Annotated in this window: 11 protein-coding genes; 4 read left to right on the top strand and 7 right to left on the bottom strand. The window is 51.1% G+C overall.

The window, feature by feature from the left end:
* Nucleotides 1-146: 146 nt before the first annotated feature.
* Both codA and NDI52_RS08705 read right to left on the bottom strand, forming a co-directional pair.
* Nucleotides 147-1451, bottom strand: coding sequence for a cytosine deaminase (gene codA, locus NDI52_RS08710; protein ID WP_190771715.1), 1305 nt, complete (start codon nt 1449-1451; stop codon nt 147-149).
* A gap of 60 nt (nt 1452-1511) precedes the next feature.
* Nucleotides 1512-1730 carry a hypothetical protein gene (locus NDI52_RS08705; RefSeq protein ID WP_190771716.1) on the bottom strand — a complete coding sequence of 73 codons (219 nt, stop codon included), beginning with the start codon at nt 1728-1730 and terminating at the stop codon, nt 1512-1514.
* Between the two features lie 690 nt (nt 1731-2420).
* On the opposite strand from NDI52_RS08705, the gene NDI52_RS08700 reads away from it, so the two are divergent.
* Complete coding sequence (locus tag NDI52_RS08700; protein WP_190771717.1) at nt 2421-4523, top strand: GAF domain-containing protein; 2103 nt, start codon at nt 2421-2423, stop codon at nt 4521-4523.
* Between the two features lie 240 nt (nt 4524-4763).
* Here NDI52_RS08700 and NDI52_RS08695 read toward each other — a convergent pair whose 3' ends face one another.
* The 4 genes from NDI52_RS08695 to NDI52_RS08680 all read right to left on the bottom strand — a co-directional run bounded on the left by NDI52_RS08695 (nt 4764) and on the right by NDI52_RS08680 (nt 8147).
* Entirely contained in the window at nt 4764-4922 is a 159-nt protein-coding gene (locus NDI52_RS08695) for a hypothetical protein (protein WP_190771718.1), read from the bottom strand.
* A 411-nt stretch (nt 4923-5333) separates the two neighbouring features.
* Nucleotides 5334-5678 carry a hypothetical protein gene (locus NDI52_RS08690; protein WP_190771719.1) on the bottom strand — a complete coding sequence of 115 codons (345 nt, stop codon included), beginning with the start codon at nt 5676-5678 and terminating at the stop codon, nt 5334-5336.
* Between the two features lie 234 nt (nt 5679-5912).
* A complete protein-coding gene (locus tag NDI52_RS08685) occupies nt 5913-7640 on the bottom strand; it encodes a succinate dehydrogenase/fumarate reductase flavoprotein subunit (RefSeq protein ID WP_190771744.1) in 1728 nt (575 codons plus the stop codon).
* 192 nt (nt 7641-7832) lie between these two features.
* A complete protein-coding gene (locus tag NDI52_RS08680) occupies nt 7833-8147 on the bottom strand; it encodes a hypothetical protein (protein WP_190771720.1) in 315 nt (104 codons plus the stop codon).
* Between the two features lie 180 nt (nt 8148-8327).
* Between NDI52_RS08680 and NDI52_RS08675 the strand changes: the two genes are divergently transcribed.
* Together NDI52_RS08675 and NDI52_RS08670 are read left to right on the top strand one after the other, a co-directional pair.
* The gene (locus NDI52_RS08675; protein WP_190771721.1) at nt 8328-8954 is read left to right on the top strand and encodes a pseudouridine synthase; all 627 of its coding nucleotides are present in this window, start codon (nt 8328-8330) and stop codon (nt 8952-8954) included.
* Between the two features lie 244 nt (nt 8955-9198).
* Nucleotides 9199-11184, top strand: a complete 1986-nt coding sequence (locus tag NDI52_RS08670; RefSeq protein ID WP_190771722.1) for a serine/threonine phosphatase — start codon at nt 9199-9201, stop codon at nt 11182-11184.
* A 332-nt stretch (nt 11185-11516) separates the two neighbouring features.
* Here NDI52_RS08670 and NDI52_RS08665 read toward each other — a convergent pair whose 3' ends face one another.
* On the bottom strand, nt 11517-11735 hold the full coding sequence (locus tag NDI52_RS08665; protein WP_190771723.1) for a DUF4327 family protein: 219 nt from the start codon (nt 11733-11735) through the stop codon (nt 11517-11519).
* A 551-nt stretch (nt 11736-12286) separates the two neighbouring features.
* On the opposite strand from NDI52_RS08665, the gene rpsD reads away from it, so the two are divergent.
* Nucleotides 12287-12919: a 30S ribosomal protein S4 gene (gene rpsD / locus NDI52_RS08660; RefSeq protein WP_190771724.1), complete on the top strand. Its 633-nt coding sequence runs from the start codon at nt 12287-12289 to the stop codon at nt 12917-12919.
* Nucleotides 12920-12970: the final 51 nt, after the last annotated feature.

The following is a 12970-nucleotide window of genomic DNA, read 5'->3' as shown; positions in this document are numbered from 1 at the left end:
TGTTGCATGAACCTGATGACTATGCCCCTGCAAAAATCGTCATGAGAGGCGATCGCAAGGGTAGGTTTGAATGTCATCCTTGGTGGTGCAGTTAGGAAAATGGCAAAACCCGCCCCTGCCGGGGATTTCTCCGCGTCGGGCCAGACTTACACGAGCAATCCAGTTTGATCAAAAACTGATTGCACCTCTTCTGGCCCCTGCCATTGAGGGGTTGGAGGTGTGGTCTGAGCAATCAGCTTACCCTGGGAAATGACATAGCGTATTGTGGCGCGGCGACGGATGGCGTCGTAGCGATCGCTTGCATCCAGCACAATCAAATTCGCGGGTTTGCCCACTTCAATGCCATACTCCGGCTCTACCTGGAGGGTCTTTGCCCCATTCCAGGTAACCATGTTGTAGCAGGCATCAATTTCTGGGATGCCCGTCATCTGGCAAACATGGATCGCCATGTTGACCACATCCAGCATGTTGCCTGTACCCAGGGAGTACCAGGGGTCCTGGATACAGTCATGGCCCAGGCTGACATTCTGTCCCAATTGCCAGAGTTCCTTCACCCGTGTGACGCCCCGCCGTTTAGGGTACGTGTCGGCTCGACCCTGAAGCGTAATGTTAATCAGAGGGTTGGCAATAAAGTTGAGGCTGGTGCGCTGTAAGAAACCCATCAACTTGAAGGCGTAGGCGTTGTTATAGGAGTGAAACGCAGTCGTGTGGCTGGCCGTAACGCGGGAACCCATTCCTGTACGAATGGCACAGGCCGCTAAAACTTCTAGAAAGCGGGATTGCTCGTCGTCAATTTCGTCACAGTGAACGTCAATCAGGCGATCGTACTGCTCCGCCAATTCAAAAATGCGGTGAATGGAGCGCACCCCATCCTCCCGTGTCAATTCATAATGGGGGATGCCGCCGACGACATCGGCTCCAAGGCGCATGGCCTCTTCCATCAAAGCTTCATTCTGAGGGCCACCATAAAGGCCATCCTGGGGAAAGGCTACCACTTGAAGCGTGATCCAATCCTTCACGGCGTCGCGGGCGGCGAGTAGGCCTTTGAGGGCGGTGAGGGTCTGTTCACTCACATCGGCATGGCTGCGAACGAACAGGACACCTTGCATGGCTTGCTGTTTCAGGGTGGCGATCGCCCGCTCCTTCACATCCTCAAGGGTGAGGGATTGCTTCCGCTCGCGCCAAATTTCAATCCCCTCAAATAGGGTGCCGCTCTGGTTCCAGCGAGGTTCCCCGGCGGTCATAGCGGAGTCGAGATGAATGTGAGATTCCACGAAGGGGGGGCTAATCACTTGCCCCTGCACATTCAGCTCCACTTCGGCAGATTGGGGTAAATGGGGGGCGATCGCGGTGATCCGTCCCGCCTCAATGGCGATATCTACACAGTCGCTGGGGCCAGTGGGAGAGAGCAACTGTCCCTGGCGCAGGATGAGGGTGGGTGGGTGAGTCATGCCAGTGTGTCGTCGTTCAGTGCTTCTACTCTACTGAACCTGGCAGCTCACAATTGACATTTAATCTACAACTCGCACTAAACCACGCTGTACGGCATGAAAAAGGCGATCGAGGGTAGCCAGTTCGTCCTCACTCAGGCTGTTGGAGGACAGGGCTGCCGTCATGAAATAGGACTGGTGGGCACGGGTCAGTCTGCGGGTGCTCAGTACTTGTCGGGCAATCTCTTGAAAACCATTAGTCGGGAAAGCAACAGGGATCATAACTTTGGGGGTGGGCATCAACACCTATAACTATGACGGGAAACCCGGATAAACCTGGTGATCAAACGATGAAGCACTTGGTGATTCTAGGGGAATGTTCGGGTGATCCTACAAAGGGATAGTGGGTGATCTAGGGCACCCACTTGAGTGATTTGAATCACATAGGAGGGATTTTGAGCGATCGCATCACACGACAAATCCCCCAAACTTTTACACTGGCTAGCGTTGAGCGAAAGCCTGTTTTTCAGAATCCATCCCAAAGTAATGAGGAAGGGCTGGCATTTTTCCTCACATAATTGGAAAAAACTAGCCCTCTAAAGGCTTTTTAGAGAGCCTAGAGAAAATACTAGGGTTTGGATGAAATGCTCAAGTTCTTTGGCTCATAAGGCTTTACCTTCACGTTAAGCGACTTAAACCCGGGTCGCTTAGTGTGAAGAATTGATGAAGTCTTTTTATTCTGCACGTAGACAACTATCTGCATTGGTATACAAGTTGGAAGTGCTCTCTGTCCTAAGGAAGAGAAAAGTTCTAAAAAGATCGAACGGTTACAGAAAATCCACAGTCACGCAGATAATCCTTTAAGGGATAAGTGCCTTCGGCAAAAGCAGGGTGTCGCTAGCCGAGCTTTCCGTACTTCTCGATGTCTACGGTGGAAAGCTGTTTCCCTAAATTTGGTCTTATTACAATTCAGCAATCCTGTTCCCTGTAATGTCACTTCTCCCCCGCTTTCTGAATTGGCGAAGCTCTACATTGGGCATTCTGCCAAGGCGTGCTGCTTCGTTACGCTACATTGTTGACCGCATCCGTAACTCACTCCAATTGGACGTGGTGCTACAAACAGCTGTTGAGGAAGTCGGAGAACTGCTGGAAATCGATCGCTGTCTGTTTTTCTGGTACTTTCACGAGCTGCAACGGGTGCAGGTGGTCGGTGAGTACTCCCAATCTCAGGCAACACAATCCTGCTTGGGGCATTACAGCCTTCACGATTTGGGGGGTATTGCGCCACTGGTCCGGCAGGGTCAGTGGTTGGTGGGTCGAGGGCGCAAATCGACCACCGGGCATGCAGGGTTTCTCCTCAATCCGAGTGTTTTTGTCGGGCAGCGAGAGAATCTTCGCCTGTTTGGGCAACAGGTCACACTGTTGGTCCCCGTGTTGGGTCAGGAAGATTCGATTGGGTTTATTGTGTGTCTGGTCAATCGTCCCCGGCGCTGGTCAGCTGCCGATCTGGACTTTATGCAGGCGATCGCCCAACAGCTCGAAATCGCCATTCGCCAGGCCCAGCTTTACGAATGCACCCAAAAGCAGGCTCAGCGCGAGAAACTGGTGAATCACATCACTACCCAAACCCGTCTCAGCCTGGATGTGAAAAAGATTTTGCCGGAGGCGATCGCTCAACTTCTGGAAGCCTTAGCGGTCGATCGGTGCTTAGTGCATCTGGTGGAGTCGGTTGCAGAGGACGATGAGCGCAGCATGGATAGCACCCCATCTGCTGTCGATTCCAATGTGTTTCGTCGCAAGCACCTGTTTGAGGCGTGCCGCGAACCTTTTCCCCCGTCTATCACTGACTTTGATACCAATGGCCCGATTACCCGTTGGGTGATTGAGCATCGGCGACAGGTTGTGATCTCAGACATTACCCGAGATGGCCGTATTGGTGCTGATAATGCCGAGTATCAGAAGGCCCAAATCAAGTCTTCGCTAGTGGTGCCGGTACAAACCAGCGGGCAGCTCTACGCCATCCTGTACCTCAACCAGTGCAACCATATCCGCCATTGGTCGAGAGATGACCAGAATCTGGCCCAGGCGGTTGCTAATCAACTGGCTATTTCGATTCAGCAGGCTCACCTCTACCATCAAACTCGCCAACAGGCTCATGCCAGTACGGCTCAGGCTCGCCATCTGGCTCAAGCCTTGGAAGACCTCAAGCGGGCCCAGGCGCAATTAATCCAGAGTGAAAAAATGTCGAGTCTGGGAAAGATTGTGGCAGGGGTCGCCCATGAACTGAACAATCCTGTGAGTTTCATTTACGGCAATATCCCTTATGTAGAGCGATATATGACCGATTTGCTCCGGCTCGTGGAGCATTACGAATCGCAGGGGGGGGCAGAGGCGTCGGAGTTACAAACCTTAGAGGCGGAGATTGAATGGCACTTCTTGAGGCAGGACCTGCCTCGCCTTCTGCAATCCATGAAGGATGGGTCTGCCCGGATTCGCGAGATTGTCACCTCTCTTCGTAACTTTGCCCGGTTAGATGAAGCCTCCTGCAAAGTCGTTGATATTCATGACGGACTGAACAGTACGTTGGCGATTCTGAGCAATCAACTGCATCCGGCGATCGCCATTCACCGACATTACAGCGAATTACCCCTGGTGGAGTGCTTTCCGTCTGCGCTCAATCAGGTCTTTATGAACCTGATTATCAATGCTGCTGAAGCGCTGGAAGATGCGAAGACCGGCAACCCCTGCATCACAATTACGACAACGCTTTGCCCTCCCCGAGTTGAAGGGTCTTCTTGGGTGCAAATTCGCGTGAGTGATAACGGTTGTGGCATCCTACCCGAAATTCAGAGCAAAATCTTTGACCCCTTCTTCACCACTAAAGAAGTAGGCCGGGGTAATGGATTAGGATTGGCGGTCAGCTATCAAACCGTTGTGCAACAGCATCAGGGAAGCCTCAAATGTGAGTCTACCCCAGGCAAGGGGTCCACCTTTATTGTTGAGATCCCTACAAATCATATGGCGACCCGCATGCATAACCGTAATCGGCACATACAAGCCGATTCCCGCAGCGTTTCGCGCCTCGTCTCCTGATTGGAGTGCAATACAGGGTGTTTTATAGCGCTTTTTAAGCGTTTAAAATCTGGTTGCTTTTGTGAGAGCTGTGCTCCGCGCGGTTCTTACAAAAGCAACCGTAGCTGCTTCAATCCCAAAGCGCTATAGGTGGAGTGCTTCACTCCACCTATAGCGCTTTGCTATGGGCGAGTGCATGAGATTCTGATGGCGAGAACGTTATTGGCAGCGTTCCCACCATCAGAATCTCATGCATCATATTCAATCGGTAGGCTCACCACCATAGAACCCCTGAAAGCTCCGATGGAAAGGAGTCATTACCCCTACAGAGGTAGGCTCCAGTGGGATCAGAAACGCAACCAGGGCGATCGCCAAAAATAACAGAAGAAGGGGCAAAATTTTAATGTCGGTAGATTCCATAAGCCAACAAGACCAAGCGGCATCAAGCGAATAAGAGATGGGAGAAAAACATATGCACTAAGGAATAGGGAGATGACAGATGCAGCCAGGCTGAGTATTTTCTGAAAAGGCTAAACGTAGAAAATTATCCTTATCAGACGGCGCAATCGCAAGCGTACTCTGGACAACTATTTAGCCGACTTTGTGCATCACATCGTCATCATGAACCAACAACGGCATGTATTAAAGAACACATGTTTGTGAGACGGCTCAGGCCGCCATTTTCTGATCCATTACATCTTGTATGATTCCCGGATAAACTTTGGAAATGTACCTACGTCAGAATTTATGCTTATCCCGCTCATCCATTGGGTTGAAAAAGAGGGTGGAAGCGAATCTTCCACCCTCTTTTTTAAGGATTAAATGTGGGGATTAAGTGATTGCTGAGAGCAAGACTGACAGCACCATCGAAACGACCGTTATGATGCCTGTAAACCAGCACAATCGCTTGCTTAGACGCTGAGGAAACAGCCCATATCGGGGTAGGAGCCAGAGGCTGGCAATCTCCACAATGGCCCCAAATAACATCCAGGCCATGAGCTGTGAGGGAGGAATGAGTGTGCGCAGGGTTTCGCCAATGCTGCCGGGGGCGATCGCCAATAGCAGTAGGGTTAGGGCAGCGATCGCCAACCCTGCCAATATCACCATCACCAGGCTATTAATAAATCCTTGAAACAAATACCGAAAATCTTGCTGCAGTCGCGTACCGATGGTCATATGGGTGGTCTGCCTTCACCAACGTGGTCTTCGATACCACCTCTGGCCTTGAGGAATTTACTAGAGTCTGTTTTAACATTGTTTTTGGGTGCAAAGCGCACGAAAAACAACTCTCCCAGTAAGCTTTAAAACACGCACTAGCATTGGAATTTAAGGGCTGGTTGCCCAACCCTTAACTTTGACAAGACTCTAGAGGGTTGGATTGCGCGCGCTATCACGCACAATCCAGCTCCCTTAGTACTTCCGCTCCTGCGGTTGAAATTGGGCGATCGTCACGGGGAAATACCGAATTTCAATCCCCGCTGGCGAATAGTAGGCCAGGGTGTGTTTCAAAAATTTACCATCATCTCGCTCCAGAAAATCTTCTCGGGAGTGGGAACCTCGGCTTTCCTGACGGTTCAGGGCACTGGTAAGAATGACCTCGCCTACGGTGAGTAGGCTTTGCAGCTCCAACGCTTCAATTAAGTCCGAGTTCCAAAGTTTGCCTCGATCATCCAGATAGACATCGGCAGCTTGCTCTCGTACTGTTTGCAGGCGAATCAGCCCTTCTTGCATGACCGATTCATTTCGGAATACGCCGCAATGGTCGGTCATACAATCCTGAAATGCTTGCCGCACAGTAGATACCCGGTTTTTCCCTCGGCTATCCAAGAGGGTTTGAATTCGCTGATTAGCCTCCTGGATGTAATAGGCTTCATGGATTTCAGGGAGCTTGCGGTTCTGGACATAGCGGGCGATCGCCGCTCCTGTCCGCCGCCCATACACGACACACTCCAGTAGCGAGTTACTGCCTAAGCGATTAGCTCCATGTACCGAGACACAGGCTGCTTCCCCCGCCGCAAAAAATCCGTCTACAAGTCCCTCTGGGCTGCTCCGCACCTGCCCATCTGTGTTAGTGGGAATGCCGCCCATCGAGTAATGCACGGTAGGACGCACAGGAATCGGCTCATGCACCGCATCCACCCCAACCAAGCGATGAGACTCTTCCCAACAGAAAGGAATGCGGCTCATAATCCGCTCTTTCCCAAGGTGACGCACATCTAAGTGAACAAATGGTCCACCTGCACTACCATCCAAGTGAATGCCTCGCCCTGCCCGGATCTCTTTCACAATGGCTCGTGAGGTAATATCACGGGGAGCCAGTTCCATGCGGCTTGGGGCATACCGCTCCATGAAGCGCTCACCTTCACTGTTAATCAGGTAGGCTCCTTCCCCCCGCACTGCTTCCGAAATCAACACCCCAACTGGATATAGCCCCGTGGGATGGAACTGAACAAATTCCATGTCTTCGAGGGGAAGCCCAGCAGCCGCAGTCATAGCTAACCCATCGCCTGTGGAAGCAAAGTCATTGGAGGTACTGTTATAAACCCGGCCATAACCCCCTGTGGCAAACATTACAGCTTTAGCTCGGGCCACTTCTAAGCGTCCGTCCTCAATGCGGAACATGACAACGCCCTTCGCTTGGCCATCCTCGACGATCAGCCGCATCACATACCACTCGTCGTAAATGGTAACGCCATAGCGCCGCAAGTTATTGACGAGCTCGTGCAAAATGGCATGGCCTGTTTTGTCGGCGGCATAGCACGTACGTCGATGGGAATGACCGCCAAAGGCGCGCTGAGCAATGCGGCCATCGGGTAAGCGGGAAAACATGACCCCCATGTGTTCCAGGTCAATCACCACATTCGGGGCTTCTTGAGTCAGGATGGCCACTGCATCTTGATCCGCCAGATAATCAGAGCCTTTAACGGTGTCGAAGGCATGGGCTTCCCAGGTGTCTTCGGTATCCACATTCTTGAGGCTGGCAGCCATGCCCCCTTGAGCTGCTACAGAGTGGGACCGAATGGGATGAGTTTTGGCGATGACCGCAATGCTGAGCCGTGGATCGGTGCGGGCAATCTCAACAGCAGCCCGTGATCCCGCCAGGCCACCACCAATGATAATGACGTCGTGTTCAATCATGCTGAGGGGAAAATTCTGAAGAACGAAAACGAATAAAGTCAGACCCGGCATGGCGGGTTTGCATCACTACCTCTATCGTGTCGCAAAAAAAAGCTCTCTGCCGTAGGATAGAGAGCTTTTTATAAAAAATTCAGAGGGTTTATTTCAGGTTGATTCTGTAAGGTGACGGTACACAAAATTACACTGAAAGTGTTAGCTAGCAAGCTGAGCTGGACGCTGGCCAGAGTTCGATGAACGAGATGTCGTCCGCTTTTCGTCAGCCGGGTCAACAGTCTTAAATTCAATATGGTTCAGTAGAGTCGTTACAAATGCAAATAGTAGGAACGGCAAAGACAGCACCAGAATTAGTCCTACTGTTGCCAAAGCATAGATAGGGCGGCTACTTCCTAACAATGCCATGGCACTCGCGAGGCTCAAGAAAATAACCACTAGCCAGACGACAATCTGCCCGTAAATATCTCCGAAAGAAAGCGTGCAAAAAACGCGATATCTCTGTATCTTATCCATGGCAATCCCACCGAGTAACCAGACGTATTAGATGATCAGCGTAAAGGGTGTTTTCCTTTTTGAGGAGGTCGACTCAATCTCTCTTAAATCCGCGCAACAAATGTTTTAGAAAACGCAGCATTTCGTTGCAATTCCTGTTAAATAATTGGGCCTGATGATAGAGCCAGACCTTGGAGTTTTGTGCCTTACCGCTATCTTGTGTTCTACAAACCCTACGATGTGTTAACTCAGTTCAGCCGTCCTGATATGCCATCAGATGAGGCTGCTGGAGCGAGTTGCCGTACCCTAAAGGATTTCATTCCCGTCCCAGATGTTTACCCTGTTGGACGGCTGGATCGCGATAGTGAGGGGTTACTGCTGCTTACAGATGATGGCAAGTTACAAAATCAATTGCTAGACCCTAAGTACGCCCACCCCCGTACCTACTGGGTGCAGGTTGAACGAGTTCCTGATGCGGCGGCTTTGGATCAACTGCAGCAGGGCGTTGTGATTCGCGGCTATCGTACCCGTCCAGCTAAAGTACGTTTGTTATGTGAGGAACCGGAGTTGCCGGCCCGAGAACCTCCGATCCGGTTCCGTAAGAATGTTCCAACGGCCTGGCTGGAGATGACATTGACAGAGGGACGTAACCGGCAAGTGCGGCGAATGACGGCAGCCGTGGGATTTCCGACGTTGCGGTTGGTGCGAGTGGCGATCGCCCACCTCCGACTCACAGGGCTACAACCCGGCGAATGGCGTTATCTTTCTCCCGCCGATGTAAAGCTGTTGCAAATTGATATGGTTCAAAATGTCAAAAGACGGCGATGATCAAGAAGGAATGTTGTGCTGTAGAAGTGCAATGGGTACGCTAACAGATACAGGTTTGGGGTACCTCGTGTAGGCTTAAGATAATGACCCACTGTGATCTGAAAGGCGACGATCGCACGGTCTGATCTTCTCCAGGGCATGTGCTGAGCAGTCCTGAGCTATTCTACAGAACAAATCCGCTAAGCTCCTGGAGGAGTGTCTGCACCGGTATCCATAGCTGGGATAAGTGTAAGGAATCCCCGACATGCTCGTTTGCCTGGAATGTCAATTTGAGAACCCAGACAACAACAGGTTCTGTCAGAAGTGTGGCACTTCACTGACAGAGCGGAAGTGTTTGTCTTGCGGCGCAATGGTGCCAGTAGACCTGGAAGCTTGCCCAAAATGTCATGCCGTTACAGGGACATTTTGGCGAGCTGTGGTGCAAAGTAGAAATAACGCTGTCCAGTCCGAGGGGCAATCCGATAGCTTCCCCCGAGCGGAGTACCTCGATAAAGAACAGCGCTATCAACTGCTAGAACCCCTACCTGTAGCGACTATAGGAACCGTCGGGGCCGATGTGCGGGTGCTCGATTGCCAACCCCTGCGCCCCTCTCGTCTGGATCTGCTTTGCAAGGAACAGGATCTGCCAACGGAGGGAGTGTCCACCTCCACATCAGAAGAGTATCCGATCCCCACGATTGCTCTGGATTACCTGGAACTGGAGCAGCAATTGTATCCATCCTTACCAACGGTCCGCGATGCTTGGGAAGAAGGCAATCTGATCATTGTCCTGCTGGAGGACCGCCAGTATTTGCTGCCTATGATTGATGTCTGGAAACAGCAGCCCCTGGCGCCTTTCCAGATTCTTCATCTCTTTCACCAGATGGCAGAGCTGTGGACGGCTCTGCAACCCCGAGGCTATGGAGATAGCTTGCTGCAACCGGGGAATCTGCGGATCGATGAAGACCAACTTCTCTATTTGCAGCGGCTCTTTGAAGACACCTCCGTGGATGATGCCAGCCTGAAGCGACTCGGGCAGTTCTGGCAACAGCTGCTCGCAACTTACGGGGATCATCCTTCCATTCAGGCTCTAAACCAGCTTTGCACCGATATGATTGCCGAGCTGGTCGCGACCTCAGAGGTTTTGCGATCGCAACTGGAATTGATCGCCCTGGCGCTACAAAATCCTCCTGAGGAGCTGAATACCATTCCTACCCCACCCGCTGGCAGAGCGGACGTATCTGAAGACACAACCCAGCCCATGCTGAAATACGCAGAGGTCGAGCCAGTAGCTCCAGTAGCTTCAGATGTCCCAGATACTAATGTGGTCATGGGCGCTACCCGTCTTGAATTAAACGATTCAGATGAGGATGACCCAGTGGGCGAGAGTGATGACATTCCCACTATTGTGCTTCCGATGATTCTGGTCAGTTTGGAAGAAGCCGGACGTAGCGATGTTGGGCGACAGCGAGACCACAACGAAGACTTTTTCTGCATTCAAACCGAAGCCATTAAGAGCGAAAGTATCACCGAGCGTAAGCTTCAGGTAAAAGGGCTCTACATCCTCTGTGACGGTATGGGGGGGCATGCTAGTGGGGAGGTCGCTAGCGAAATGGCTGCCCAAACCCTACGTGATTATTTCGCTCAGAACTGGGCTGATGAAATGCCTTCTGAAGCTGTTATTCGTGAGGGGATCCGCGTTGCTAACAGTGCCCTCTACGAGATGAACCAGAAAAATGACAGCTCAGGTAGTGGGCGCATGGGCACCACGCTAGTGTTGGTGCTGGTTCATGGGACGCAAGTGGCGATCGCCCACGTTGGGGATAGCCGTCTCTACCGTTTTAGCCGCCGCTCGGGACTAGAGCAGGTGACAGTAGATCATGAAGTTGGCCAGCGGGAAATTCAGCGGGGGGTAGAAGCGGCGATCGCCTATGCCCGTCCTGATGCCTACCAACTCACTCAGGCGCTTGGCCCTCGGGATGAGCAATTCGTAAATCCTGATGTGCAATTCCTTGAGCTGAATGAGGATTTGCTGCTCCTGCTGTGCTCAGACGGGCTGACCGATAACGATCTACTCGAAAAATACTGTGATAGCCATATAGAGCCGTTGCTCAGTACCCAGGTCAATCTGGAGCAAGGCGTGAATGCTTTGATCGATTTGGCAAATGCTCATAATGGCCATGACAACATTACTGCTGTTGTTGTGCGAGCCAGAGTACGTCCAAATCTAGCCAAACTACCCCGGGGGTAGTTCAGAATTTAGTTCGATTGAGTCTTATGAAAGAATTATCTCTTCTACAAAACTCAATCAACGTAGTACTAAACGGCAGAGATTAACCTATGTTTGGAGATGGAGCAAAGCACCCCTCATCTATAAACATGAGTTGATTTCCGCCGTTCAGTATTAGGCATTATCGAGAGTTTTTTAAATGGTCTAAGGCATCGGCAATAGAGAGTAGGTTTTGAAAGACCAACCCCTATCTCTTAGACAGGTATGAACATTCTGAAAATACTGCAACGGCAGCCTATATAACGTGGGTCAGTGTTCAAGCATGGCGTCGAACACTGACCCTTTCACCAAAATTACTCTTCTTCCCAGGTTTCCACAGCCAGCAAATCGCTGATGGGATCTCGCATGGTAAATTCAAACTCTTCCAGCTCGTGCTTCCAGTAAGCCCACTCATCGCCGTAGAGGAGCGCAATTTTCCAGAGGCGATCGTTGGGCTTCAGCATCTTTGACTCGACCAGGGAGCGCACCTGTCTCTGGAGTTTAGACATAGGATGCGCAACTGATGAATTCACAACAGCTTCCTTAACCATCATTAAATTTTCAAATTCCTTATGAACGTGGGATCGCTGACTTATTCTACCTTCAAGGAATTGCACCCAACTCCAGAGGCAGCCTTGTAACTCAGTTGTCAGTCTTGATTTCCAGCTTCGTATCTTAGCCTAGAACCCCAGGATTCCGCGTCTGCTTTTATCATGAAATGCTCAACTATTCGTTTTCTGTATGTAAAGCTATTTTGGGTATTAGAAAAAGTTAATATTGTTCCTATCCCCTTTATGCTCTGGACCTCAAGGTTAGTTAAACAGTTCCGGTTGTCTTGGAATAGTCCCTTGGGGTGGATTGAGTGGTCCGTCTGGTTTAATACTAACCCGCTGTGCCTAAATAACTGATTCGGCTCAGCAATTCTCCTCTTGAAATCAAGTCAAAAACCGCTTGTCTCAGGCGAGTGGTTTTTGAGCTTTAGAGCTCACAATAGAATTGCTGAATTCTTCTGAGTGTTCCTCTTTCTTCTGGCAAACCCTGCTATCATGAATTGTTTGTGGACACTTCTAGGAGAAAACGTTAGATGGCGCGTTATCGAGGCCCTCGCCTCCGCATCGTTCGTCGCTTGTGTACCGGAACGGACACTCTTCCCGGTCTGACCCGCAAAGATCGGCGGCAGTCTGGCAAGCGAACCAACCCCCCCGGTCAACATGGGGCAGCTCGTCGTAAAGAGTCTGAATATGCTCGACGACTGAAAGAAAAGCAAAAACTGAGATTTAACTACGGCGTCAGCGAGCGTCAAATGCTGCGCTATGTCCGCAAAGCTCGCAGAACTCCCGGTTCTACTGGTCAGATTCTGTTGCAACTGCTTGAAATGCGTTTGGACAACACCATTTTCCGCTTGGGTATGGCTCCTACCATTCCTGCGGCTCGGCAGTTGGTGAGCCACGGCCACATCACCGTCAATGGTAAGCGGGTTAACGTGCCCAGCTACCAAATCAGGGCAGGTGAAGAAATCGGTGTGAGCTCCACGGAACGGTCTCGTAAGCTGGTAGAAGAAAACCTGCAATACCCCGGTCTGGCCAACGTTCCAACTCATTTAGAGTTTGATAAAGCTAAGCTAACCGCCAGGGTGACCAGCACCATTGAGCGAGAATGGGTTGCCCTCAATATTGACGAACTGTTGGTTGTTGAGTACTACTCTCGACAAGCCTAATGATTCAGAGGTGCCACTGTGCGGCTGCGGTGCGCCATCATCTGATGCAGC

The sequence above is a fragment of the Leptolyngbya sp. PL-A3 genome (assembly GCF_039962325.1).
Taxonomy (GTDB): domain Bacteria; phylum Cyanobacteriota; class Cyanobacteriia; order Elainellales; family Elainellaceae; genus Vacuolonema.
This window is presented reverse-complemented; position numbering and strand designations above follow the sequence as displayed.

What these genes read in the sequence shown, in the direction of transcription:
- codA (WP_190771715.1), bottom strand. Translation starts at nt 1,451, where the DNA reads ATGACTCACCCACCCACCCTCATCCTGCGCCAGGGACAGTTGCTCTCT.
- NDI52_RS08705 (WP_190771716.1), bottom strand. Translation starts at nt 1,730, where the DNA reads ATGCCCACCCCCAAAGTTATGATCCCTGTTGCTTTCCCGACTAATGGT.
- NDI52_RS08700 (WP_190771717.1), top strand. Translation starts at nt 2,421, where the DNA reads ATGTCACTTCTCCCCCGCTTTCTGAATTGGCGAAGCTCTACATTGGGC.
- NDI52_RS08695 (WP_190771718.1), bottom strand. Translation starts at nt 4,922, where the DNA reads ATGGAATCTACCGACATTAAAATTTTGCCCCTTCTTCTGTTATTTTTG.
- NDI52_RS08690 (WP_190771719.1), bottom strand. Translation starts at nt 5,678, where the DNA reads ATGACCATCGGTACGCGACTGCAGCAAGATTTTCGGTATTTGTTTCAA.
- NDI52_RS08685 (WP_190771744.1), bottom strand. Translation starts at nt 7,640, where the DNA reads ATGATTGAACACGACGTCATTATCATTGGTGGTGGCCTGGCGGGATCA.
- NDI52_RS08680 (WP_190771720.1), bottom strand. Translation starts at nt 8,147, where the DNA reads ATGGATAAGATACAGAGATATCGCGTTTTTTGCACGCTTTCTTTCGGA.
- NDI52_RS08670 (WP_190771722.1), top strand. Translation starts at nt 9,199, where the DNA reads ATGCTCGTTTGCCTGGAATGTCAATTTGAGAACCCAGACAACAACAGG.
- rpsD (WP_190771724.1), top strand. Translation starts at nt 12,287, where the DNA reads ATGGCGCGTTATCGAGGCCCTCGCCTCCGCATCGTTCGTCGCTTGTGT.